The organism is Pseudoalteromonas sp. APC 3893 (assembly GCF_030408095.1).
In the GTDB taxonomy this organism is placed as follows: Bacteria; Pseudomonadota; Gammaproteobacteria; order Enterobacterales; family Alteromonadaceae; genus Pseudoalteromonas.
The window spans coordinates 131111-157093 of sequence record NZ_JASDCD010000002.1 but is presented as its reverse complement, the minus strand read 5'-3'; the positions used below and the strand labels follow the sequence as shown (position 1 = coordinate 157093).

22 protein-coding genes and 3 tRNA genes are annotated in these 25983 nt (G+C 39.5%); 9 read left to right on the top strand and 16 right to left on the bottom strand.

Annotated features, from left to right (window positions below; all coding sequences use genetic code 11):
* The first annotated feature begins 139 nt into the window (after nt 1-139).
* A complete protein-coding gene (locus QMA12_RS04785; protein WP_290208932.1) occupies nt 140-2362 on the top strand; it encodes an NADP-dependent isocitrate dehydrogenase in 2223 nt (740 codons plus the stop codon).
* Nucleotides 2363-2480: 118 nt separating this feature from the next.
* Here the strand turns inward: QMA12_RS04785 and QMA12_RS04780 are convergent, their stop codons facing one another.
* The 3 genes from QMA12_RS04780 to QMA12_RS04770 form a co-directional block, all read right to left on the bottom strand.
* Nucleotides 2481-3722, bottom strand: a complete 1242-nt coding sequence (locus tag QMA12_RS04780) for an amidohydrolase family protein (protein ID WP_087531944.1) — start codon at nt 3720-3722, stop codon at nt 2481-2483.
* A gap of 12 nt (nt 3723-3734) precedes the next feature.
* Entirely contained in the window at nt 3735-5117 is a 1383-nt protein-coding gene (locus tag QMA12_RS04775) for an amidohydrolase (protein ID WP_087531961.1), read from the bottom strand.
* Nucleotides 5118-5230: 113 nt separating this feature from the next.
* On the bottom strand, nt 5231-6016 hold the full coding sequence (locus tag QMA12_RS04770) for a hypothetical protein (RefSeq protein ID WP_087531943.1): 786 nt from the start codon (nt 6014-6016) through the stop codon (nt 5231-5233).
* A gap of 335 nt (nt 6017-6351) precedes the next feature.
* On the opposite strand from QMA12_RS04770, the gene QMA12_RS04765 reads away from it, so the two are divergent.
* A complete protein-coding gene (locus tag QMA12_RS04765; protein ID WP_290208931.1) occupies nt 6352-6723 on the top strand; it encodes a DUF3718 domain-containing protein in 372 nt (123 codons plus the stop codon).
* A 63-nt stretch (nt 6724-6786) separates the two neighbouring features.
* Here the strand turns inward: QMA12_RS04765 and QMA12_RS04760 are convergent, their stop codons facing one another.
* Complete coding sequence (locus QMA12_RS04760) at nt 6787-7482, bottom strand: DUF445 domain-containing protein (protein ID WP_087531941.1); 696 nt, start codon at nt 7480-7482, stop codon at nt 6787-6789.
* 124 nt (nt 7483-7606) lie between these two features.
* Between QMA12_RS04760 and QMA12_RS04755 the strand changes: the two genes are divergently transcribed.
* On the top strand, nt 7607-8467 hold the full coding sequence (locus tag QMA12_RS04755; RefSeq protein ID WP_087531940.1) for a fructosamine kinase family protein: 861 nt from the start codon (nt 7607-7609) through the stop codon (nt 8465-8467).
* Nucleotides 8468-8614: 147 nt separating this feature from the next.
* Entirely contained in the window at nt 8615-8818 is a 204-nt protein-coding gene (locus tag QMA12_RS04750) for a CPXCG motif-containing cysteine-rich protein (RefSeq protein WP_087531939.1), read from the top strand.
* Here QMA12_RS04750 and QMA12_RS04745 read toward each other — a convergent pair.
* Nucleotides 8815-9438 carry a riboflavin synthase subunit alpha gene (locus tag QMA12_RS04745; RefSeq protein WP_290208930.1) on the bottom strand — a complete coding sequence of 208 codons (624 nt, stop codon included), beginning with the start codon at nt 9436-9438 and terminating at the stop codon, nt 8815-8817. The genes QMA12_RS04750 and QMA12_RS04745 overlap by 4 nt on opposite strands.
* A 133-nt stretch (nt 9439-9571) precedes the next feature.
* Between QMA12_RS04745 and QMA12_RS04740 the strand changes: the two genes are divergently transcribed.
* From QMA12_RS04740 to QMA12_RS04720, 5 genes are all read left to right on the top strand, one after another.
* A complete protein-coding gene (locus QMA12_RS04740; protein ID WP_087531937.1) occupies nt 9572-10924 on the top strand; it encodes an MATE family efflux transporter in 1353 nt (450 codons plus the stop codon).
* Nucleotides 10905-11966: a DUF3080 family protein gene (locus QMA12_RS04735; protein WP_290208929.1), complete on the top strand. Its 1062-nt coding sequence runs from the start codon at nt 10905-10907 to the stop codon at nt 11964-11966. Before QMA12_RS04740 ends, QMA12_RS04735 begins: the two co-directional genes overlap by 20 nt.
* 111 nt (nt 11967-12077) lie before the next feature.
* Nucleotides 12078-12154: transfer RNA gene (locus QMA12_RS04730), tRNA-Val, on the top strand.
* 44 nt (nt 12155-12198) lie between these two features.
* Nucleotides 12199-12275: transfer RNA gene (locus tag QMA12_RS04725), tRNA-Val, on the top strand.
* A gap of 45 nt (nt 12276-12320) precedes the next feature.
* A tRNA-OTHER gene (locus tag QMA12_RS04720) sits at nt 12321-12406 on the top strand.
* 340 nt (nt 12407-12746) lie between these two features.
* Here QMA12_RS04720 and QMA12_RS04715 read toward each other — a convergent pair.
* The 11 genes from QMA12_RS04715 to QMA12_RS04665 form a co-directional block, all read right to left on the bottom strand.
* Complete coding sequence (locus tag QMA12_RS04715; RefSeq protein ID WP_290208928.1) at nt 12747-14666, bottom strand: sulfatase-like hydrolase/transferase; 1920 nt, start codon at nt 14664-14666, stop codon at nt 12747-12749.
* 503 nt (nt 14667-15169) lie between these two features.
* Nucleotides 15170-16312: an FMN-dependent L-lactate dehydrogenase LldD gene (gene lldD / locus QMA12_RS04710; protein WP_290208927.1), complete on the bottom strand. Its 1143-nt coding sequence runs from the start codon at nt 16310-16312 to the stop codon at nt 15170-15172.
* 62 nt (nt 16313-16374) lie between these two features.
* Nucleotides 16375-17223, bottom strand: a complete 849-nt coding sequence (locus tag QMA12_RS04705) for a fumarylacetoacetate hydrolase family protein (RefSeq protein WP_290208926.1) — start codon at nt 17221-17223, stop codon at nt 16375-16377.
* A 25-nt stretch (nt 17224-17248) separates the two neighbouring features.
* Nucleotides 17249-17593 carry an L-rhamnose mutarotase gene (locus QMA12_RS04700; protein WP_290208925.1) on the bottom strand — a complete coding sequence of 115 codons (345 nt, stop codon included), beginning with the start codon at nt 17591-17593 and terminating at the stop codon, nt 17249-17251.
* Entirely contained in the window at nt 17594-18940 is a 1347-nt protein-coding gene (gene fucP, locus QMA12_RS04695; protein ID WP_217896178.1) for an L-fucose:H+ symporter permease, read from the bottom strand.
* 51 nt (nt 18941-18991) lie between these two features.
* On the bottom strand, nt 18992-19759 hold the full coding sequence (locus QMA12_RS04690; RefSeq protein ID WP_290208924.1) for an SDR family oxidoreductase: 768 nt from the start codon (nt 19757-19759) through the stop codon (nt 18992-18994).
* An 11-nt stretch (nt 19760-19770) separates the two neighbouring features.
* Entirely contained in the window at nt 19771-20619 is an 849-nt protein-coding gene (locus tag QMA12_RS04685) for an amidohydrolase family protein (RefSeq protein ID WP_290208922.1), read from the bottom strand.
* Between the two features lie 5 nt (nt 20620-20624).
* Nucleotides 20625-21653, bottom strand: coding sequence for an aldo/keto reductase (locus tag QMA12_RS04680; RefSeq protein ID WP_290208920.1), 1029 nt, complete (start codon nt 21651-21653; stop codon nt 20625-20627).
* 14 nt (nt 21654-21667) lie between these two features.
* Nucleotides 21668-22861 carry a UxaA family hydrolase gene (locus QMA12_RS04675; protein WP_087531928.1) on the bottom strand — a complete coding sequence of 398 codons (1194 nt, stop codon included), beginning with the start codon at nt 22859-22861 and terminating at the stop codon, nt 21668-21670.
* Nucleotides 22858-23163: a UxaA family hydrolase gene (locus QMA12_RS04670; protein ID WP_290208919.1), complete on the bottom strand. Its 306-nt coding sequence runs from the start codon at nt 23161-23163 to the stop codon at nt 22858-22860. Before QMA12_RS04670 ends, QMA12_RS04675 begins: the two co-directional genes overlap by 4 nt.
* 617 nt (nt 23164-23780) lie before the next feature.
* Nucleotides 23781-25628 carry an alpha-L-fucosidase gene (locus QMA12_RS04665; protein ID WP_290208918.1) on the bottom strand — a complete coding sequence of 616 codons (1848 nt, stop codon included), beginning with the start codon at nt 25626-25628 and terminating at the stop codon, nt 23781-23783.
* Nucleotides 25629-25983: the final 355 nt, after the last annotated feature.

Below are 25983 nucleotides of genomic sequence, written 5' to 3'. Positions count from 1 at the left end.
ACATTAAATTTATAGCAGTCCGTCAGGTGTGGTTATTGAATTACAGTATTAACACCTAACAGACTGATCATTGCCAGCATTGGTGATGATATTCTTGCATTGTTGAATATGGCTTTATGCCTACTATCTAGGAATGATGATGACATCAAAAATTATCTATACTAAAACAGACGAAGCTCCGGCACTCGCAACTTACTCTTTGCTACCGATCATTCAAGCATACACAAATGCCGCTGGTGTTGAAGTTGAAACACGTGACATCTCTTTAGCTGGCCGTGTAATTGCAAACTTCCCTGAGTATTTAACCGAAGAGCAACGCATTAGCGATGCACTAGCTGAACTAGGTGAGCTTGCTAAGACACCTGAAGCTAACATCATCAAATTACCAAATATCAGTGCCTCTGTTCCACAATTACGTGCTGTGATCAAAGAACTACAAGCAAAAGGGTATGCTCTTCCAGAATACCCAGCTGAACCAAAAACAGACGAAGAAAAAGCAATTCAAGCGACTTACGACAAAATCAAAGGTAGTGCAGTAAACCCTGTATTACGTGAAGGTAACTCTGACCGTCGTGCGCCAGGTTCTGTTAAAGAGTATGCACGAAACAACCCACATTCAATGGGTGCATGGAGCAAAGAGTCTGCTTCATACGTTGCTAGCATGAGCGAAGGCGATTTCTTTGGTTCTGAGAAATCAGTAACGGTTGAGCAAGCAACAGATGTACGCATTGAGCACGTTGCTAAAAATGGTGATGTGTCTGTTCTTAAGCAAAGCACTCCGTTACTTGCAGGTGAAGTCATTGATGCATCATCAATTAGCGCAGCTAAATTACAAGCTTTCTTAGCAGCTGAAATTGATTCTGCAAAAGAAAAAGGTGTATTGTTTTCATTACATATGAAAGCAACCATGATGAAAGTATCGGACCCAATCATCTTTGGTCACGCTGTTAAAGTATTTTATAAAGACGTATTTGCAAAACATGGCGAGTTATTTGAAGAGATAGGTGTTGATGTAAATAACGGTCTTGGCGACGTATATTCTAAAATTCAATCTTTAGACGAGGCAAAACGCACTGAGATCGAAGAAGATATTCAAGCTGTTTATGCACAGCGCCCTGCTATCGCAATGGTTGATTCAGACCGTGGTATCACTAACCTCCATGTTCCAAGTGATGTGATCATTGATGCATCTATGCCTGCAGCAATTCGTTCTAGCGGTCAAATGTGGAATAACGATGGTAAATTACAAGATACTAGCTTTGTAATTCCAGATCGTTGTTACTCAAGTATTTACCAAGCAACTATCGACTTCTGTAAAGAGCACGGTGCATTTGATCCGACCACTATGGGTAGCGTGCCAAATGTTGGCCTTATGGCGCAAAAAGCAGAAGAATACGGTTCTCACGACAAAACATTTGAAGCAAAAGCTGACGGTGTGATTCGTGTTGTTGATGCTAACGGCACTACTTTACTAGAGCACAATGTTGAGCAAGGCGATATTTGGCGCATGTGTCAGGTTAAAGATGCACCAATTCAAGATTGGGTTAAACTTGCAGTAAACCGTGCTCGCGCTACAGGTAACCCAGCTATTTTCTGGCTTGATGAAAACCGTGCACACGATGCGCAAATCATCAAAAAAGTAAATGCATATTTACCAAACCACGATACTGATGGTCTTGATATTCAAATTTTAGCACCTCTTGAAGCAACTCTTTTCTCACTAGCGCGCATTAAAGAAGGTAAAGACACTATCTCAGTAACGGGTAACGTATTACGTGATTACCTAACTGATTTATTCCCAATTCTTGAGCTTGGTACAAGTGCGAAAATGCTGTCTATCGTACCACTTATGAATGGCGGTGGTTTATTTGAAACGGGTGCAGGTGGTTCAGCGCCTAAGCACGTACAACAGTTCGAAAAAGAAAACCACTTACGTTGGGATTCTCTAGGTGAGTTCTTAGCTTTAGCTGCTTCACTAGAACATTTAGCAGTGAATACAGATAACAAAAAAGCACAGGTACTTGCAGATACACTTGATAAAGCAACGGGTACTTTCCTTGCAGAAAACAAATCACCTTCTCGTAAAGTAAAAGAAATTGATAACCGTGGTTCTCACTTCTTCTTATCTTTATTCTGGGCTCAAGAACTGGCTAAGCAAGACGATGATGCAGAGCTTAAAGCTCAGTTCACTCAAATTGCTAGTGACTTAGAAGCACAAAAAGAGCAGATCGTATCTGAGCTTAACAATGCACAAGGTGTTGCGGTAAATGTAGGTGGTTATTTCCAACCTAACGATACGTCAGCATTTGAAGCAATGCGCCCAAGCGCAACATTTAACGATATTCTAGCTAAACTAGTTTAATCGCTAATATGTACAAAAGGCGCTCACTGAGCGCCTTTTTTGTGTCTGGGATAAACCAGCTCTATGACAAAGTGTATAAAAAAAGCCGCTGCTGCGGCTTTTTTACACTAACTAAACACTATTTAGTGTATGCACGTGGCATTTCTGAGTCAGTCATGTAACGGTTACGTAATTTGTCCTGACGTGATTCAGTTGATACTTCTTCGCCGTTGATGAACATTTTAGTCACGTGGCTGTTGAGCTCAAACGGATCATCATTCCACATAACTAAATCTGCCGTAGTACCCACTGCAACGCGACCTGCATTAATACCAAACACATCAGCAACATTAGCTGTAATCGCTTTTAAAGCGCCTTCTTGTGTCATACCATATGACACAGCATTGCCTGCATCAAAGCGCAGTTGATACACATTATGGCTGCCATCACCGGCAATTGCGAGTAACACTTTTACGCCTGCTTTTTCAAGTTCACCCGCATTACTTAAACCAGCATGTAATGAATCAAAGCTACCCGGTAAGTTGTCCATCGAACTTACAATCACAGGAACTTGCGCGTCTGCTAGTTGCTGTTTAACAACCACCGCATCTTGTGCGCCTGCAATCACTAAGTTAAGTGAGAATTGCTGCTTTAGTTTAATAAGCTCAATGATATCTGATGCACGTGAAGCACTGGCTAAAAGTGGCATCTCACCGGCAAGTACTTTTGTTAATACTGTATCTTCAGTACTCGGCTTGCCATCGTCTTTTTTATCTTTTTTCGTTGATTTTTGCTGATGGCTAGTCAGCTTATCAATCAATGTTTTAAGCGACATAGCACGAGAGCCTTTACGCTTTTCACCTAAGTGAACAACTAATGCAACCTGTGTTTGTTCAACGCTGTCAAACTCACCACTTAAATCAACTACGCTGGCAAGACCTGCAAAAATACTGTCACCGCCGTGCGGAGTAACAACATCACGAGTAATACCGCCTTTGCGCGCATAAGGGATAAGACTTGAGCGAGGGTTAAAAGCTAAGCTTGGATCAAAGTCGATACCTGCTTTATCATCACCGGCATCACGCGAGCCAGCTACAGCCCCAACTTCAACCAGACCTAACTGATTCATACTGCCAATAAAACCAGCGGTTACGATTTGGCCTTTAGCATCAATAATTGTATCTGCATCTACTTTTGCTGGATTAATGGCAGTAATTTTGCCTTCATCAATAATGATACTGGCACCTTGTAAAACACCTTGCTCTGTTGATGTGTGAACTGTGGCATTAATGATGGCTAAAGACTCTGCATTAGCTGTTGCACTTGCGATTAAACCAGCAGCAACTAGTGAGAGCGAAAATGATTGTTTTAATTTTGTCATTCTAGTTACTCCTTATTTTTGACCTAACATGAAATCACTTTGTGCTTGGAATGCTTCATCATCACGATCATACACTTTGGCACCGTCAACAAAGACCTGTTCTGCTTTAGCATAAACACTAAAAGGACTTTGATTCCAAATTACTACATCGCCTTGCTTACCTGCTTCAAGTGAGCCTGTTTTATCTGCAATACCCAGTGATTTAGCAGCATTAGCAGTGATCCATTTAATGGCATGCTCTTCGGAGATATCAAAACCATTGTCATTTGCACGGAACATTACTTTACCCGCCTCTTGGTTTAAGCGCTGTATGGTTGTATCAGAATCCGAGTGAACAATGGCACACGAGTTTTTAACCGCATCAACAATCGCAACGTTTTCTTGAACCATGTCGTAGGCTTCCATTTTAAAGCCCCACCAATCTGGCCAAAGTGCAGCACATGAGCCATTTTCTGCTAATAAATCAGCAATTTTATAGGCTTCTATACCGTGGTGGAATGTACCAGCGTGATAACCAAACTCTTTAGATAGGTCAATCATCATTGCCATTTCTTCGGCTTTATAGCAATGATTATGGATCATGACTTCGCCATCTAATACGCCACGTAATGTATCGTATTTGATATCTCGGTGTGGCACTTCCGGGTTTTTACCTGCAGCGTAATCTGACTCGTATTTATCCCATTCACGCTTATATTCAGCCGCACCAATCCATGCAGTACGATAGCCTGCCATATTACCCATTCGTGTTGAAGGTAATACGCCTTTACGACCATAAACACGCTTAGGGTTTTCACCACACGCCATCTTTAAGCCATACGGTGCATCTGGGAACTTCATCCCTTGCATCGTATGAGCTGGCACATTTTTAAGTGTTACCCCACGCCCGCCAAATAAGTTTGCAGAACCAGGTAGAATTTGTAACGAAGTGATACCGCCTTCACGAGCACGGTTAAAACCTGGATCTTGTGGCCAAATAGAATGTTCAACCCATACTTCTGCTGTATTAGGGCTGGTCATTTCATTACCATCTTGATGTGACTCAACTGATGGGTTTGGATACGCACCCAAATGTGAGTGAACGTCGATTAATCCAGGCGTTACCCATTTACCTTGTGCATCAATTGTAAGATCGGCACTGGCTGATAAGTCTTTACCCACTTGTTGTACTTTACCATCAACCAGTAAAACGTCAGCTTCTTCTAAACGCTCACCGGTGCCAGTTAAAACTGTGGCATTGGTGATCAACGTACTAGTTGATTTAAGTGGCTGATAGGTACTTGGGTATGGATTTTTATTGATTGTTACTTTTTCGTCTTGTGGTCCGTTATCTTGGCAGCCGGCTAAAGCGACACCCAGTGCAACGACCAGCAATGAGGGAGCAAATTTTTGCATCATGTTAATCTCTGTTGTTTTTTTATTAATGTATATAAATGCGCAGCATAAAGCCAAAAAATAAGCTGAAGCTGCGTTTATTTAAGGTAAATGTAATTTAATTACATCATATGTTATTTTTTTATATAGTTAATGTAGAGCTTATCTAAAGCAGCTTCTGTAGTTAAACTTGGATCTTTATTAATAAAATGTTTTACCGTGCGAGTAACAAAGTCTGAGTTTTGTTTATGCTGTTTTGAAAAATCTTTTATTAAGCTATTGCCATCTTTTGCTGCTGTTACTTTGTCGTGGCGATGGCGATACTGACTCAGTGCCTTATTAAAATCACCTTGGTAGTCTTCTACAAGTATTTTATAAAAGTCGCTTTTGTGTACTTTGAGCTCTGTAATACAGTAATTAAGTGCTTCTTTAAAGTCTGTAAAGATCACGCCCTCAACATCAAACTCAGGTGTTTTCTCTCTAACGGTAACTTTAGCTTCTTCAGTTGCATAACTAAAGCCCGTAAACGCCATGCGCTGTGCCGCTTCTTCACCGAGTGTCATACCGGCCTTGATACTATGCGCAAATTCATCACTCATATCAATGAGCTCACTTTCGTGCCACATATTATAAACTCGTAATGGCTTAGCATATTTAGATGCGAGCTTTTTCTTAAGCTTGGTAAAGCGCTCATCAATTGTCAATAATCGTTCATTATGTAGTAATGCATGGCACTCATAACAGGCAGCTATACTAATAAAATCCGCATCCTCACCCAAATCTATAATGCTTTGTAGCATATGCAATGGCGGGCAATGATCTCGCTCTGTAGCCTCGCAGCCACAATAAAAACACTGATTAAAGTTTTGTTGTTCGCAAGCATACGCTTGCTGGTAGTAACGGGAAAACTTGCTACTCACATAGTCTCCATAGCGAGATAAAAATAATTATTGAGAATGATAACAGCCTGAGAATATATGTCAGCCAAGATAATCTATAAAGTGCTTTTACTCTAAAGTAAATGTGCTGTAAAGCCAATGAAAACAGGATGAAAAACAATCAAAAGCCAATAAAAACTGGAAAATAAATCACCTTAAATGTGTCAAAAGACATATTTTAAATTATCTTAAATCAAGCATTTAAATTAGTAATACATGACTGACATAGTTACTTACATATTGTCGATTTTCATTTACAGCATTCTTTATAAATAAAGCCAATAATTAACTCGTCAACTAACATCAAACACTGGAGAATGATGATGAAAACTTTAGCAACTACTCTTTGTACAACTTTACTTATTGGCACAGCAACATTGACAGCAACCACAACTCAAGCAGCAGAATTTGTTGCGGCAGATAACAGCCCAGGTACTGTAGTATGTATGGCCGTTACTTCAAACAAACCTATTACATTGTCAGCCACTTTGCGTGACGTACGAATGAGCAAAAAAGTAGCAATAAACAAGTTACACTGTAACGATATGGAGCTAGGAAAATTTGCAGGCATGCATGGTTTTAATAAAAGCGCGAAATACTTAAATCTCGATACAACTGGCAAAACAAGTATTCATGATTTAGCGAAAACAAACGATAGCACTATTTTAGTCGTCGCTGGTTCAAAATAGAGTATGGAATACTTAAGCCATAATTAAGCAGGCGTGTAGTTGGCCTGCTTAATATTTTTACAGTTAAATAATAGCTGCAAGCAAACCAAATAAACCACCGAATACCCCACCCCAAACCACGAGCCAACCAAGATGCTCACGGATCATGGTTTGAATTATATCTTTGACCATCGCTGGCGTTAATTCATTTAACCTGTCATCAACAAGGCCCAATACCGTATCGTATAACTTGTCTGAAGACATTGCTTTTTGCATTAGTTTGTCATTTACAAGTTGTTTAAACTGTGTGGTCTCACTCATATTTGACAGTGAATTTTTCATTTTTTCAATAAATGATTCACGCATTGGCTCAACCGCTTCTGTGCCGCCAAACATAGCAAGCATTGCGCCAAATTGAGACTGTTCGATCACTTCAAGTAAGCTGTCAAATGCTGGGTTTAGGTCCACTTCTTCAATCACTGGCTTTAAATCTAGCTGCGGCTGTTTAGTTGCAAGTAATTGTTCTATTTTGTCTTTAGAGAAAAACTCAGTAATAACTAGCTCTCTGATAGCCTGTTTGAACTTGGCAAACTTTACTTGGATAACACCTGAGCCATATAAAAATGGTACTTTTTCAAACAACATATGCACTGCAAGTAGGTTGGTAAAAGCCCCCGATAAAGCAAACAAACCAATTGAGAGTACAATCGCCTGGTTAAAAAAGTAACCAACTAATACTAGAATTGCAGCTGTAAAATTAGTGAGCGTACTTTTGTTCATTTTATTCTCCATAGAAGGCTAAATCATTGCTTAAAACTGATTATTGAATTTTACATACAAGAGTTTGTTTATTTAACTACTTTTTGCCATAGTTTAGTAATATGTATAAAAGGCGAGCAATATTATGTGGAATACCGTTAATGAGCAGATCAGCCAAGCAATGCATTTTGACTTTAAGTATACCTTTAAACGCCAATTGCAAAGTTCAAATGACGATATGTTATTTGAAATAAGCGATGGTACTCACACATACTTTGTAAAAGTTGCCCATCATACACAATTAGAGCGGTTTGAGTCTGAGGCTCATAGCTTAAAACTTCTAACCCAAGAAAGCCTCTTTATGGTGCCCGATTGCGTCACAAGTGGATCCAACATTGAATATGCATTTTTAGTACTTGAATGGCTTAAGCTCGATCAACAACCACACACTATGTGGCATATTATGGGCAAACATCTGGCAAGCCTCCACCAAAAACATCAACAAGCGATGTTTGGTTTTGATCATGACAATTTTGTTGGCCCAACTCTACAGCCCAACCGATGGCATAAAAAGTGGGATGTATTTTACGCTGAAGAACGTATTGGTTGGCAATTACAGTTACTTGAAGAAAAAGGCATTAATTTAGTTGATAAAGAATATTTGATCCGATTTATAAAAGACTTACTCCATAGTCACCATGTGGAGCCCTCGCTACTGCATGGCGATTATTGGCGTGGGAATATGGGCTTTATTCAAAACGTACCCTGTATATTTGATCCTGCTTGTTATTATGGTGATCGGGAAGTCGATATTGCCATGAGTGAACTATTCGCCCCGCTTCCCGAAGCATTTTACCTAGCTTACAATAAGCAGTACCCGCTGAGTAATGGATACGAGAGCCGCAAACAAATCTACCAACTTTACCCAATATTAAATCATGCTAATATTTTTGCTGGTCATTATCTCACTGAAGCTAAAAAACAAATTGATTCACTCTTAAAATAACGTACTTTTTATTGTAAAGACGATGTCATAAAGCCGTAATACCGACTATATTTAAAATAGGATTTTGAAAACCCGTGCAGTCGCTAAAATGACTCGATACGTGTTTAGCACTGTTTCCTTTGGCTCAATTGCCAGGTTGGAGCAATTATGAAAAATCAACTCTCACAACGCATTACCTGCCCACATTGCGGGCATCATATCCACGTAACCTTAGACGCCAGCGAAGGCGACCAAGATTACTTTGAAGATTGCAGTGCCTGCTGTAACCCTATTCATTTTAATATGCATATCGATCATGCTTATAATAAAATAGAGTTACACATCGATAGTGACGACGAACAAATATTTTAACGGCTTTGCTTTAAATAGTTCTCAACAGTGTTGATGATTGTAAAGGTTTGTTGATCAACCTCAATATTTAGCTGTTCGCCAACCTTTGCTAAGCCTAAGTTGGTAATAGCTAATGTCTCTGGAATTAAATGCAACCAAAAGCCATTATCATCGGTTTCACCCACAGTTAGGCTCGCGCCATTTACACCAACAAAGCCTTTATACAATACAAATTTCTGCCACTGAGAGGTTAAAGCTAGTCTTATTTTACAATTATCTTGCGTATTAATAATGTCATCGATACGTGCTGTACAATGAATATGACCCGACATAATATGCCCGCCTAATTCAGAACCAAATATCATTGAGCGCTCGAAATTAACTTTGCCATCAGCCGCTAATTGACCTAAGTTTGTTAATTTGAGGGTTTCGTCAATCACATCAAAATAAACATGCGCTAATTGGTTCTCAGCCGGACTAAATTTCACTACAGTTAAACAACAACCATTAATCGCAATGCTTGCACCGATTTCTAATTTATCAATGTATTGGATGCCTACCGAGAGTGTTAAGCGTAATACGCCTTCACGCTGCTCTGTCGATAAAACTGTCGCTTTAGTTTGTACTATTCCAGTAAACATATTAAATCATCTTCACTTTTCTACGTTGGTAGTGAGTTTATCACTTAAGGGTTAGTGAATCATCGATATAAACTTTTATTCTTTTATAAATCAATTACACTAGCGGCCAATTATTTCTTATTTAGCAAGCACTATGACTTTTTGTAATTGGGAAGCTAAACGCCTTATTTCTCTTGCGATCCCAGTATTTTTAGCACAAGTAACCTTAGTATTAATGTCGGTGGTTGACACCATTATGGCAGGTCAAGTGAGCCCTACTGATCTAGCCGCTCTGTCAATAGCTACCGGTGTTTGGAACCCTGCAATGCTTGCCCTGCAAGGTATACTACTGGCCTTAACGGGTATTATTGCCCAGTTCTCAGGCGCTAATGATAAAAACGGCATTAGTCACTACTTTCAACAAGGGCTCTATTTAGCCGGTTTATTAAGTGTACTTGGTTTTTCAATTGCTTATTTTGCTGACTTAATCATTTTGCAACTTGATACTAGCCCAGCCATTGCTGCTATGGCCTATGAATATATTCATTTTGTAAAATGGGGCATTGGCGGTTTTTTAGTGTTCAGTGTTTATCGTAATATTACCGAAGGCATGGGCATGACTAAACCTGCATTTTATATTAGTTTACTCGGACTTACTGTTAACATCCCCGCTAACTATATATTCATTCACGGTAAATTTGGCATGCCTGAATTGGGCGGCGCTGGGTGTGGTATCGCCACTGCACTGGTATTTACTGCCATGGCAATCGCGCAGGTGATATATTGTCAAATGAGTAAAAAAGTCGATGCAAAAGGGCTACTCGCGAATTTTAAAGCACCACAGATAGCGACAATGTGGAATATTACCAAAGTAGGTATTCCTATTTCACTGGCCACCTTTTTTGAAGTTACCTTATTTGCCTGTATTCCACTTTTTATTGCCCATTTAGGAGCGGTGGCGGTTGCTGGGCATCAAATAGCAGCCAGTGTCACCACTCTACTTTTTATGATGCCACTTAGCTTGTCTATCGCTATCAGTATTCGTATTGGTAACTTGTATGGGCAAAATCACTTTGAGCAATTGAAAAAAGCAATCTCCACCAGCTACTTATTAGCCGTTATGATAGCGATATTATTAGCAGCCATAACATTTTTTGGTCGTGATATTATAAGCCAACTCTACACCGACGATTCGCGAGTAATCGCACTTGCAACATCGATTATGATTTTAGCTTGTATTTATCAGCTACCAGACGCTCTACAGGTTGCCGCAAATGGCATTCTAAGAGGTTTAAAACACACAGCGCCAATTTCGTACATTACGTTTATTTCGTACTGGCTAATAGGCTTTGCATTAGGCTATGTTTTAGCTCGTACTAATTTGATTGTGCCAGCGATGGGCCCACACGGGTTTTGGATAGGTATTATTGTTGGTTTAACCGTAGCTGCTATTTTATTAATGTTAACCGTCGCTAAGCGCTTTAAACGTGAACCATTTATTCAATAACTTTAAAACAGTATCAGGTAAGCACAAACGCGTTTTTGTTTACCTGACTATGCTTGTCTCAATTTTACTGACTACAGCCTGTAGCGAGCAACCCAGTGACACGTATCACGAATACCAGTCGCGTCTTGCTAATGCGCTGTCATCCCCTGTGCCAACGAACGCACAGCTTACTAATATAAAATTAAACCCCCAGCTTTTATTAAGCCAAACACAGCTCAACGTGAGCATTCTACAACTAGCGCAACTTAGCTCATGCGCACTGAGCACCTTAATTGCTCAGCACAACTCTCAACTAGGTAAAGTAGCCACTCCTGCGACTAAATTGATTTATCAAATAGAGTTCATTAAGACCGCTCCAACGTGTTTGCGGACCCTCAACAAAACATCAAATAGCTACCAACAAATACAGGCCGCACTGCATTATAAACAGGCGCAGCTGCCTGCCTACTTCATGCAATTTTTATATGCCGAAGCTGAACTCAAACAAAGTTGGCAACTAACTCATTATGAACTCGATACCAACCTCAACGGCTTAGTAGAAACAGAGCTGGCTTTACAGCAATTAGCGAATATAAAAAATCAAATAAACGCTGAGCAATATCAGCAAATTAATACTCACCATATTTATAAAAGTTTAGAGCAGTTAAATCGCTTTAACTTTAATCAAGCACTCATCACAGCAGTAAGAAAGCAAACGCAGCTCAATAATGTAACAACAAACTACTTAGCTGATATAGATTTAACTAGTCTCTGTAATCCAATAAAAAATAAAAAACAGGCGCAGATTGTCAGCAATGTATTTAAAAAATATTATTTGACGCAGCTACAGCCGTATCAAGCACAGCTTACTGGTGCTTTAGAGCGACTCATGCCCCTTTATCGCGCTCTTTGGTTGCAAAGTGATCATGTGGATAACGCTTTAGCACCCATGTTACAACCTAGTAAGTCAAACAATCTACTTAACGGCTTAAAGCAATCAGCGAAAGAGCATGTAATTTGGTGGCAAAGATTTTATAAAACGTGCGAAATCAGTCCGATATGAATAAAAAAACGGCAAACAAACCAAAAAACACTATTCTCGCTTGATTCACACAAGCGCACGCTATATATTATCGACCGTTGTTAAGCAATTAACAGCGCTTAAATTTATGATACGACCGTAGCTCAGTTGGTTAGAGCGCTACCTTGACATGGTAGAGGTCGGTGGTTCGAATCCACTCGGTCGTACCAATTTATCACTCCCTGTGATGAATTTAATTTAAGAGCACTATTGTACGACCGTAGCTCAGTTGGTTAGAGCGCTACCTTGACATGGTAGAGGTCGGTGGTTCGAATCCACTCGGTCGTACCAAATTTATTACTCCCTGTAATAAGTTTAATTTAAGAATCCTATTGTACGACCGTAGCTCCGTTGGTTAGAGTGCTACCTACTCTCTATGCCCCACGCCAATATCGGTGATTCGAATCCACTCGGTCGTACCAAATTTATTACTGCCTGTGATGAATTTAATTTAAGAATTCTATTGTACGACCGTAGCTCCGTTGGTTAGAACGCTACCTACTCTTTATGCCCCACGCCAATATCGGTGGTTCGAATCACTCGGTCGTACCAAATTTATCGCTCCCTGTGATGAATTTAATTTAAGAATTCTATTGTACGAGTGTAACTCAGTTGGTTAGAGCGCTACCCACTCTTTATGCCCCACGCCGACATCGGTGGTTCGAATCCACTCGGTCGTACCAAATATATTACTCCCTGTAATAAGTTTAATTTAAGAATCCTATTGTACGACCGTAACTCAGTTGGTTGGAGCGCTATCTACTACTCTTGTCTCTCAACATACATATAAAAAGCCGGCATGCCTGTAGCTAAACCACTTTCATCCTTAAGGTCATCAAACCATGCACGTATATCTAAATCACCAACCGATAATGGCACTTTGAACGAGATTGATGTAGCTCCCTGAGGGATTGGCAAAGTTTTCACATCACCATTTAATTGTAAATGTGCAAAACGCTTTGGGATTACCTTTTTTGCTGGAATATCATGTAAATATAAAGTCAGGGTATACAGGCCATTTTCAGCCACTTTTAATGCCCATGGAGACACCATAAATTTATCTTCATTACCAACCCAGCCGTGGCCTTTCCCCCACTTATCTTCACCAAAACCTGGCCACCATGGCACTTGTCCTGTATTTGGTGATAACCAATCCATGCCTGTTAAGCGTGATGGGTTTTCAAATTGACTACCAATGATAGGTCTAGTTGTTGGCGTACCTTTACCCGTTGTGAACTGCCACCACTGTTCATAATATTTAGATAACTCGGCAACTTTTTCCGGGTGTTGCGCGCTAATATCGTGTTTTTGACCAGGATCATTTGTCAAATCAAATAACTCCACTCCCCCATCTTGAACGGCATGAACGTAACGCCAATTTCCCTGCATCACTGAATATGGACGCTGAGGGTCTGGGTTTAACACTCTTTGGTTTGTTACTACTAATGTTCTATTTGGTAAGCTACTTTCGTTTTTCAAAACAGGTGTTAACGAAATACCATCAGTATCAACGTTGTCGGTTTTAATACCGGCTAAATCTAATAAAGTTGGTAAAATATCAAAATGAGAAGCTAAATCATTAATATCAGCTGGGTCTCCCAAATTACCATTTGGCCAGCGAATAAAAAATGGCACTCTATGACCACCATCATAAGTTGAAGCTTTGCCTCCGCGCATATAACTATTTAAAGTATTTATTTTTTTACCTGTTTGTTTTTCAATGGCTAATTTGACATCTTCTGAAAGCCAATTTAATGGTTCACCATTACTTTTAGCTGCCATCGATGAACCGTTATCGGTCATAAAGATAAAAATAGTATCATCTTCAAGTTTTTCATCATGAAGAACAGAACGCAAGCGTCCAACATTTTCATCTATATTAGCAATCATACCGTAGAACTTAGCCATATCTTCAGGTAAACCTAATGCGGTGTAAGGTTCGATATATTTGGCTTGTGCGCGCCAAGGGATGTGCGGGCCGTTAAGAGATAAATAAACAAAGAAGGGGGAGTCTTTATCTTTTTGTTGTTTCATAAAGTTTATTGCTTCATTAAACCACACATCAGTAGCAAAACCTTGATATTGCTTTTCTTCACCATTTAAAAAGTAGGTATCATCAAACTGGTCATTTTCCCAATAATCTGGCGATTGTCCAACACCGCCACCACCGTGAATGAGTGCATGATTAAAACCTTGATCTTGTGGACGGAATGGGTAATTCTCACCTAAGTGCCACTTACCAAACATAGCGGTGTTATAACCGGCTTCTTTTAATATTTCAGGCAAAATATGATGTTTATCAGATAGCATATGTCTACCCATCACTGTATGCCATACACCAGCTCTTAATGAATATTTACCACTCATAATAGCTGCACGCGTTGGTGAACATGTTGGATCTACGTGAAAATTTGTGAAACGTTGACTTTGGGCTGCTAATGTTTCAATTTCAGGTGTTTTAACAATCGGGTTGTTATAAATACTGAAATCACCATAACCTTGGTCATCGGTCATTAATAATACGATATTTGGACGTTTGTGTTTCTGACTAGATAAATCTTCTTGTACAGCTTTTTGTTGAGATTGCTCAGGTGCATTGCAGCCTGTAATGCCTATAACACATAATAAGAAAAGACTAAGTGTCCTGCGGTTCTTTTGCGCTAATGATTTTAATATATTCATATATTTCCCATTTTAACTCAAAGAGTAAGTTTTTATTTTTATAGATATAAGTTATTTATGGTTTATAACCACTGTATTTTATAACTGTGTATTTCTATATAATTATTCAGTTAAGATTGTAAACTGCTGCGAAATATTAGTAATAACGGTTCGCTCTTTATAGCAGGATCTAGTTTTTAAATGGATTGGCTGACTGGACAACCCAAACAATAAAACCAGGGTAACCTATGTGTATAATTATATAGAATAAACACCAATTCCCTGTAAGTCAATCTTCATATGATGTAAATTAAATATTTAAATATCGCTATATAAAATAAGCACTTGAACGATAAAAAATTAATTAGATAGGTAGGTAAATAAACCTTTTCAAAACAAGGTCTTACTATTTATAAAATACAGCAACTTAGCTATAAAAACATCCACCTTAAGTTCTTGTTGTTATCTTTTTATTAGCTCACAAAAAAGCCTGTTTAATAAACTTAAACAGGCTTGTTAATTTATTAAAAATCAATATTGTATAATGAGTCTCGGGTTAAGTCTTTAATCGTCTTAGCGCCAGTGAGGGTCATTGCTACTCGCATTTCTTTATCATATAGATCAAGAAGTTCCTCAACACCTTGTTGCCCTCTAGCAGCTAAAGCATATATGTAAGAGCGGCCTAATAGCGCACAATCTGCACCGAGAGCCATCATCCGACAAACATCTAAACCAGAGCGTACACCAGAGTCTACAAATATTTTCATATCGCCTTTTACGGCATCAGCAATAGCAGGGAGTGCACGAGCGGAAGAGATTGCACCATCAAGTTGGCGGCCACCGTGGTTAGACACCACAATACCATCAGCACCAAACTTGACTGCATCTTTAGCGTCTTCGACATCTAAAATACCTTTTATGACCATAGGGCCATCCCAAAAATCACGGATCCACTCTAAGTCTTTCCAGCTAATTGAAGGGTCAAAATTGGTGCCTAACCAACCAATATAATCCTCAAGCTCGGTGGGAGCACCTCGATATTTAGAGATATTACCAAGATCATGAGGCTTACCTAACACCCCAACATCCAACGCCCATTTAGGGTGCTTCATAGCTTGGAGAATACGCCGAGAAGAAGCAAAAGGACCGCTCATCCCAGAGTGCATGTCGCGGTAACGTGCGCCCGGTACTGGCATATCAACAGTAAACACTAACGTTGTTACACCTGCAGCCTTAGCCCTTTGCAAGACATTTTTCATGAATTCACGATCTTTTAGCACATACAGCTGAAACCACATCGGTCTTTGAATTGCTGGAGTAACCTCTTCTATAGGGCATACTGAAACCGTTGACATGATAAAAGGCAGGCCTTTATTTTCAGCCGCTTTAGCCGCTTGTACTTCGCCGCGTCTAGCATACATTCCGGTTAAGCCAACAGGCGCAAGAGCAATCGGTAAATCTAACTTTTCGCCAAATATCTCAGTGCTCAAATCAAGCTTAGACATATCATTTAATACACGTTGCTTTAGCGCTATATTAGATAAGTCTTCAACATTACGGCGCAGTGTATCTTCTTTATAAGAGCCGCCATCAATATAATGAAATAAAAATGGAGGCAGCCGCTTTTTGGCTGCTGCTCTGAAATCTGTTGGTGCAGATATAATCATCGTCTATTCCTTAGAATAATTAAGAGCAATTAAGTTATGTTTCTCAATTGCTCTTACACTTATTAACCTTTATAGCGCACAACGGTTTGCTCTTGCACACCTAAACCACCAATACCTAAGCGCATTACATCACCTTCTTTAAGGTACACTGGCGGTTGCATACCTAGACCAACTCCAGGAGGGGTACCCGTACTGATGATGTCACCTGGTTGTAGGCTCATATATTGGCTAATATAGTGCACTAAAAAAGGCACTTTATAGACCATGGTATTGGTATTACCATTTTGTACTGTTTTACCATTAAGCTCTAACCAAATACTTAAATTATTAAAGTCACCTACTTCATCTGGGGTGGCTAAAAATGGTCCTACTGGGCCGAAAGTATCGCAGCCCTTGCCTTTACACCACTGGCCTGCACGCTCAATTTGGTACTCGCGCTCAGATAAGTCATTAATGACACAAAACCCAGCAACATAATCCATAGCATCGGCTTCTGATACGTACTTCGCTTCTTTACCAATTACCACACCTAGCTCAACTTCCCAATCACTTTTTTCAGACTTAGGAGGTAATTCGACATTGTCATTAGGACCGACAATTGATGACGTCGCTTTAAAAAATAATACCGGCTCTGGCGGTACATCCATGCCTGACTCAGCAGCATGATCAGCATAGTTAAGCCCGACACAAATCATTTTTCCTACTTCTGCGACTGGCTCAGCAATACGTACATTGTCTGCAACTGCAGGTAAAGATGCGAGATCAATTTTCTGTAATTTAGCTAGGCCATCTTCAGCAAAAAAGGCGCTGTCATAGTCATTAATATGCTCTGATACATCTCTAAGTACATTGTCAGCATCTAAAATACCTGGCTTTTCTTGACCTACTTCACCAAATCTTACTAATTTCATAAATACCTCTATTCGTTAATTATTACTATTCATTTAAATCGAAAATTCTTTCCATCAGCTGCCACTTACTCCCCAAGTCATAACCTGGTAATGCTTGCTGAAATGTACTCATTAATGCTTCCCACTCTTGTACCTTATTGTTCATAAGATCCATTTGTTGTTTTTGTGCAAAGCTAAAATCATCTGTTGCCACTACAGTCATAAACAAGCGATTACCTAGCAAATAAATCTGCATATCTCTAATTCCGGCTTGCTTAATTGAGTCAATCACTTGAGGCCAAACATTGCCCTTAGCGTGGTACTTTTTATATTCGTTAATTAACTCAGGATCATCTTTGAGATCCAGCGCCAAACAATACTGTTTCATCATTTACCCTACTTTTTGAGAGCGTTTGCCATAACTCGCAATAACAACAAAGCAAATAAGTGGCAGTACAAACGATGCTTTTGTCGCAGAGAATCCATCTAGCACAGTGTTCATATCGATGATTGATGCCTGTGCCATTGGTAAGAACGTGCCACCGACAATAGCCATTATCAAACCTGCAGCGCCTAATTTCGCGTCATCGCCAGTCCCTTCTAGCGCAATACCATAAATTGTAGGGAACATAAGTGACATACAAGCTGAAATACAAACTAATGCGTAAATACCCGCTATACCTTCTAAAAAGATAGTGGCAATAGTAAAGCCAATGCCTGCCGCGGCTAATATCATCAGTAAGCGACCTGGATTAATGTACTTTAGTAAAAACGTACATACAAAACGGCTTATACAAAAAATGATCATGGCATATATGTTGTACATTTGTGATTGCGCTTCAGCCGCTTTTTCTGACATACCCGTTTTAACCAACACTTCAGTGCCATAATGAATAATGAAGGTCCAACACATAATTTGTGCACCCACATAAAACATTTGTGCGATAACCCCTTCACGATAGTTACGGTTTTCAAACAAGCGTTTAAACGTGCCGCGAACATCTAAGTCACTCGATTTTTTTTCTGTCGTAGGCATCTTTTTAATAGCAATAATGATTAAAACCACAAGTACTACAAAGCCAATCACTAAATAAGGATTACGAATAACCTGTAAATCATTACTTGTAATTGCAGCCAGTTGCTCTAAAGCGGAATTAGATCCTTGGGCAGCGAGCTCTCTGCGCTGTGCATCTGTTGCCGGATTTAGTTTTTGAATAATAAATTGGGTGGCAATAAACATACCCAATAAAGATCCAACAGGGTTAAATGCTTGTGCTAAGTTCAAGCGTTGTGTAGCTGTTTCTTTTGGCCCCATTGATAAAATATACGGGTTAGCACTGGTTTCTAAAAAAGACAAACCACAGGTCATTACAAAGAATGCCAGTAAAAAGGGCGCAAACGCTTGTGCTCCCGCTGCAGGAATAAATAAAAAAGCCCCTAATGCGTAAAAAGCTAATCCCAAAATTAAGCCCGCTTTATAAGTGTACTTTTTTATAAAGATAGCAGCGGGAATAGCCATCAAACCATACCCACCATAAAAGGCAACTTGCACTAACGTGCCTTCAGCAGCGCTCATTTGCAAAATTTTAGAAAACGCTTTCACTAAAGGGTTAGTAATATCATTAGCAAATCCCCATAAAGGGAAACATAACGTCACCAAAATAAATGATGCTAAAAACGCCTTCGGTACGACTTCATACTTTTGAGATGTATTGCTCATTACGCATGTGTTGTTCATTTTGACAACCTTTTTTATTGTGTATTGTGTTGTGTGTTAGCTTTGTATTGACTAGTTATTAATAGTGACAAACCCACCATCAATCGGAATATTGGTGCCAGTAATAAACGATGCCTGCTCTGAGCATAAATACTGTACTAAACCCGCAATTTCTTCTGGTGTTCCCATTCTGCCAATAGGTTGAGATTTAGATAACTTTTCGAACATTTCTTCTTTTTTATCGGCGTAATTTTTCTCTAGATAGCCTTCAACAAAAGGAGTATGAACACGCCCAGGCGCAATACAGTTACAACGAATACCGTAATCAACATAATCTCTGGCAATTGAATAGGTCATCGTTAAAACAGCCCCTTTACTCATTGAGTAGGCAAAACGATCTGGGATACCCACAGTTGACGCTATCGACGCCATATTAATAATAATCCCGGCACGTTGCGCCTTCATGATAGGCACTACCGCGGCAGCACAGTTGTAAACACCTTTAACATTGACGTTATAAACTTTATCTAGTTCTTGCTCTGATGTTTCTTCAATTGTGCCAACTGAACCAATACCCGCGTTATTGATTAAGATATCAATGCTCTTATTGTCTTGTGTAATTTGTGCAAATACGTCAGACACCGCTGCTGCATTTGAAACATCTACCGCGAATGCATCGGCTTGCCAGCCCGTAGTTTTAATTTCTGTGGCAGTGGCTTCTGCCGCTGCTAAATTTAAATCAAGGACAATTACTTTATAGTTAGCCTCGCCGAGAGCTTTACAAATACTGTAGCCAATGCCGCTGCCACCGCCGGTTACTACTGCTATTTTATTTTTCATTTTAATATTCCTTAACTTACTAATTTATAAAAAGCTTTCGCCGTATTAGACCAAAGGTTTTGTTTATCTTCTGCGCACCAATCATCAGTTAGTTGCTCGGTTAATGAGTACCAATCCGTGTAACTACTGTTAATATTGACCACCGGCCAATCACTGCCCCACATCATTCGTGACGAACCAAAAATTTCAGTCACGAGCTGTAAATAATGAATGAAATTTACAGCCTCAGTTTGCTCACTCGCAGCTTCTGTTGTTAGGCCAGATAGTTTGATATACACATTGCTACAGGTTTTAAAAGTACTTAACGCAGTTGCCCATGTCTGAAACTCATTATTGGCAATGTCTGGTTTCGCACAATGGTCGATAACAATGTTTAACTGCGGATACTGCTGTGAAATGTTTTTTATACTCTCCAGATGCTCTGTTTTAACTAACGCATCAAAGGTTAAACCCCGGGTTTCTAACTGCTTAAATATCGGTGCAAAAGCGGGATTTAAAATCCATTCAACATCCTCAATATCCTGCAGCATAGGTCGTACACCTTTAAATTTTTGCTGCTCGCAAAGGGTAGATAATCGTTGACATACCTGTTGTTCAGATAAGGTCCAATCAATCCAACCCACAACCCCGCCAATAACTGCACTATTTTTAGCCAGTGCTAACATAAAATCAGTTTCAGCATCTGTGGCAGCCGCCTGGACCAGCACAGTTTGAGCTGGTTTATGCAGACTGACTGCTTGCGTATAGTCTTCAGGTAAATAATCACGATACAATTGCGTTAGCGCTGGTGTTAACCACTGGTAGTCACCTCGGCTTAACTGCCAAAAATGATGATGGCTATCTATCACTGTATGAGACATAACATTTACCTTTTATTAGGAAGTGGCGCATCTTCTCTTAATAAACCAGCCTGGATTAAGCTTGACCAAAATTCGTCTGGTATTTCGTGCTTAAATAACTCGACTGTCTTACTCACTCTGCTTTCACTGCCCATTCCCGGAATAACGGTTGCAACGGCATCATGGCCCAGTGGAAACTGCAGTGCGGCTGCTGCAAGAGGAACCGCAAATTCCTTACAAATATCTTCTATTTTACTGACCTTAGTGATGATATCTGTAGGTGCAGGTTCATAGTTGTAATGCGGCACGCCACCATTTTGTACGCCTGTCGCTAAAATCCCTGAGTTATAAGGACCGCCTAAGATTATCGAAGCGCCATACTGCTGACACTTAGGTAAAAAGCTATCTAAGGCATCTTGCTCTAATAACGAGTAACGTCCTGCCAATAAGAAACAATCAAATTGACCTAAACCCATCACTCTTTCACAAACTTCAGTTTCATTTACGCCTAAGCCGACTGCTTTGATCAAGCCTTGTTGGCGAAGTTCATCCAGTGCTTTATAGCCACCTGAAACTAATTGTTGGTAATAGTAAGAGTCTTTATCACCATGCGTATCTACACCAATATCGTGAACCAGCAAAATATCAATTTCCGCTAAGCCTAAGCGCTGAATACTATCTTCAAACGAACGCATAATACCGTCGTAGGTATAGTCATAATGGGCATCAAATGGCATCGGGGTATCAAAGCCATATCTCAATTCATCTACTTTGGCATTGCGATCGGGGGTTAATATCCGCCCAGCCTTAGTCGATATAACATAATCAGACTTAGCGCGAGTGCGCAGTACATCGCCCACCCTACGTTCACTTAACCCCAAGCCATAGCGTGGCGCAGTGTCGAATAAATTGATCCCCAAAGATAACGCCGTATGCAATGTTTTTTGGGCTTCATCATCCGATATTTTTTTATATAAATTACCGAGTGATGCCGCACCAAAACCTAGTTCAGATACCTTTACTGCTGTATTACCAATTTGTCTATTTTTAAACATACAACTTAACTCCACTACCTAATTGTAGGTAAACAAGTTGGGCCAATTGCCTCAAACTTCTTATAAGTTAAAACAAATTCTTGGTGGCCTAATGCCTCTGATTTAGATGACTTACCTTGAGCAACTTCGCGTACCAGCTGATAAATTTCTTCACCAACTTGCTCGACACTTGCCTCGCCATTAATCACTTTACCCGCATTAATATCCATATCGTCTGACAAATTGTCATAGGTTTCTGGGTTTGCGCACACTTTAATTACAGGCGAAATCGCAGAGCCAACAACCGAGCCGCGACCGGTAGTGAATAAAATAATATGCGAACCAGATGCAATCATTTCGACTATCTCGGCGTTATCAACAATGTTCGGAAAGCCAAACATGGGTTCGCCATCGGGGACCACATCCATTAGGTATAAGCCACCTTGTGTGGGAATATCACCGGGTTTAATTAAACCATGTATTTTTGAACTACCCGACTTTGCGTAAGCACCCATTGATTTTTCTTCTTGCGTTGACAGACCACCTTCCGCATTACCTGGCGCAAAACTACCGTACCCCATTTTGGTATAATAGCGCTCAGCTTTTTCGACCGACTTCATGATCTCCACGCCCAACTCTGGGGTAATGGCACGTTCAGCCATAATTTGTTCGCAGCCAATTAACTCACCCGTTTCTTCAAACATACAAACGGCATCATCAGTAATTAACTTATCAAAACAAACGCCAACAGCTGGGTTTGCCCCTATACCACTGGTACCATCTGAACCGCCACAAATGGTGCCAACCACCAATTCGCTGATGTCCATAGGCACGATTTCTGCTTGATATGCACTTTGGAGAAGGTTCTTAACGCTAGCTAAACCAGCATCAATTGTTTTACGAGTACCACCCGTTTTTTGAATGACCAAGGTTTCAACATCACGGCCACTCGAAGTGATTGTATTTGCCAATTGCTCTCGATTAAACCCTTCGCACCCTAAAGACACAATCAACACACCTGCTACGTTTGGGTGAGTACATAATTTTTCCATGATGTTTAAAGAGTAATCATTTGGATAACAACCTGGAAACCCGATTAACTGCACATCGTCTTGAGCTGAGCCATTCACAATTGCTCTTGCTACATGATGGGCACACTCAACTAAATAAGTCACCAAAATAACGTTACGAATGCCTTTGCGGCCATCCTTCCTTAAATAGCCTTTCATGAGTTTTTCCCTACTTTCGATTGACGAGTATGGCTTGCTATGTAATCACTTTTCATATTATGCAGGTGTACATGTTCGCCAAAAGCGATGTCTTGAGTTGCTGAACCAATAGAAACGCCATATTTTAAAATTTTGTCACCTTTAGTAACCTGCTTTCTGGAAATTTTATGACCAACAGTAATATCTGCAGTCATTATTACTTCAACGCCTTCTAACGTTATTGAGTTACCTTTGAGTAACTCTCTACAACATACAAAAACATTGTCGTCTTTGTTCAATAGAACAAAATGTTTATTTATCATTCTTACATCCTAACAATATTCTTCCAGCGGGCTGTTTATGTCCAAGTAAAAAGACCCTCCCACATTTATTGAAAATATTTACTTGGCTGTTTATAAGCTATCTCTGAACATAATTTAATTTAATCACTTATTAACATTAGCGTCAATAAATTTATGTATTTTTATATTTAAATGTACATCTAAGGATTAAAGGCTAAGTAATAAATCCAATCATGCAGTTGTTTTTTAAATGTAAAATAAACCCAAACATTGTGTAAGGAATTTAATAGGTATTCAGATGAGTTTTACTAACAAAAATGCAATATAGATTTCATAGTGATAACGCTTGATCGTAATACGAGTTGGGGCTGACTTAGCAGGGAATTTAAACGTACGGGACAGACTCACTAGCAAAGTAATTTAATACCTTGTTTGCTTGGTATTATAGTTTTCGGATAAGAACTACCATGTAGATTCAACTTTAGCTACCTGTAGATTTGGACCGTAAAGCCAAGAAAAACACTAAATGCGATGTAGCACTTTATTATGATTACTATATTTTCAATCACTGAAGAAAAAAACACGCAGATTGGCTTGCGTGCTTTGTTAATTTACAAACTAGTATTAACAGTCAGTGCTTACTTTTCCACAGGAACTAAATGGATAGCTTTGAGATTAATACCTCCACCAACAACCTTGTCTTTGGGTGTTACAGTGATATTCTGTTTACCTGCATTAAGCTCAATAACACCAACAACATCGGTGCGGTAACGATATAAAGTACGACCTTTAGATTGGCGCAATGAATTTTTACGCTCGCCAGTGTCCAGTGCTTGTAACATCAAATATTGCTCGCCAAAATTAATGAACCACTCACTGAAATCAACAACGTCATCTGCTGAATACTCTACTTCTAAGCGATAAAAACCTGATTTAGCAACATCTACATGCCACGACCCTTTAGCGTTGTTCTGCCAATCCATTAAATTATTAGCATAATTCCAATCACCAAACTTTTGCATCCAGCGGATTTCTGCATTCTTACAGCCGTTACAATCAGCAAAGGCTGAATTAAGTATCGTGGTAATGCTCGGATCGATTCCAGGGGTGTCATCAACTTTAGGCGCACCGACCACTTCTAACTCAATAACTGAGATCCGCTCATCTACTCCTACAAAAGGCACATTCACGGTTAACCAGCCATTACTTTGTTTTTTGACAGAGACTTTTTTTGCATCACTTCCAAGTAACTTGCTAGATAGGATACGGTTTTGTAAACCTGACAGGTGAATTTTTCCATCTTCAGGCCAATCAAACACATGTAGATAAACTTTATTACCCTGTACTGTGATATCACCCCAACTTTGTGCGCGCCCCCAAGGTGATGATTGTGCACCATAAATAGTAAAGCCATATTGCTTTAACCATTGTCCTGCACTTTCTAATCCGGCCTTAGCCAACTCTGGTACTCGTCCTTTAGCATCAGGGCCAATATTTAACATATAGTTGCCACCGCGACCAACGGTTGAAATCAAACGACGTAATATTTCTGTGCCAGATTTCCAGTTTTTATCGTACCAAGCATAGCCCCAGCTGTTATTAGTGGTGTCTATGGTCTCCCATAACCCTGGATGATTTACTTCTGAAAGACTGTGATCGCCTAAAGTAGAAAAATCACCAACCCCATTACCAATACGGCTATTAATTAATGATTTTGGCTGCAAGTTACGCACTAAGTGTACAAGTTTCATCGACTGCTCTTTAGTCATACTACCAGGGGTATCAAACCAAACAGTGCGAATTGGCCCATATTGAGTCAATAGCTCAGTCACTTGCGGGACAACTTTTTCTTCAAAATAGGTATCAAAATCACCTTTTTGTTCTGGTGAAGACCAACTTACACCTGCACCACCTTGTTCATACCAATCTTGCATTTGCGAGTAATAAAAACCCAAACCAATCCCAGCTTCTTGACAAGCTTGTGCTAACTCTTTTAATGGATCACGAGAGAATGAGGTGGCATCTTCAATATCATAATCACTCGATTTTGAATGATACATAGCAAACCCCTCGTGATGCTTAGCGGTAATAACGATATTTTTCATACCGGCATCTACCGCCATTTTTACTATCGCCTTTGCATCAAATTGATCAGGGTAAAAATCCGTCGCTAATTTTTTATACTCATCTACGGCAATATCAGCAACACGGTCAGACATTAACCATTCAGAAATTCCATAATAGGTTTTGCCTTTCCACTCACCAGCGGGAATAGAATACAATCCCCAATGGATGAACATTGAATATTTGTCTTGCATAAACTGCTGCTGACTAGATTTATCAACATTTTGGGAGGCTTTCATACTTGTCTCCCCCCACAGCTCATCCATTGATAATGAATTTTCTTGGGCATATACACTGAAGGTACTGCTTAAAATAAAGGCACTAGCAATGCCTGAAAATAAATGTGTGTTGAAGATTTTCATTGAATATTCCTATTATTTTATATGTTACTTATTCGTTAAATTTAAACCTAACCAGCTTTAATAAAATCTCTTATAACCCTCTGAACTAAAGCTGTATTCATTTTGTCTTTCTTACCTTTACTTTTAGCTTTTTGCATGAACCCAATATTTGTAATAATGGATTCGCCGTTTATTTAAATATCGTCATGAAAATTAAAACATAAAAACTGTATTTTTATTTATAACAGCACCAATTATAAGAATATCAACGAAAAGTAAGAATTTATGTGACTTTAAATTTAATTTTTTAACAGGCCTCGATTGACATAAGTACTTCAGCTCTTGGCCAGCTCATCATATTTACCACAAACACATT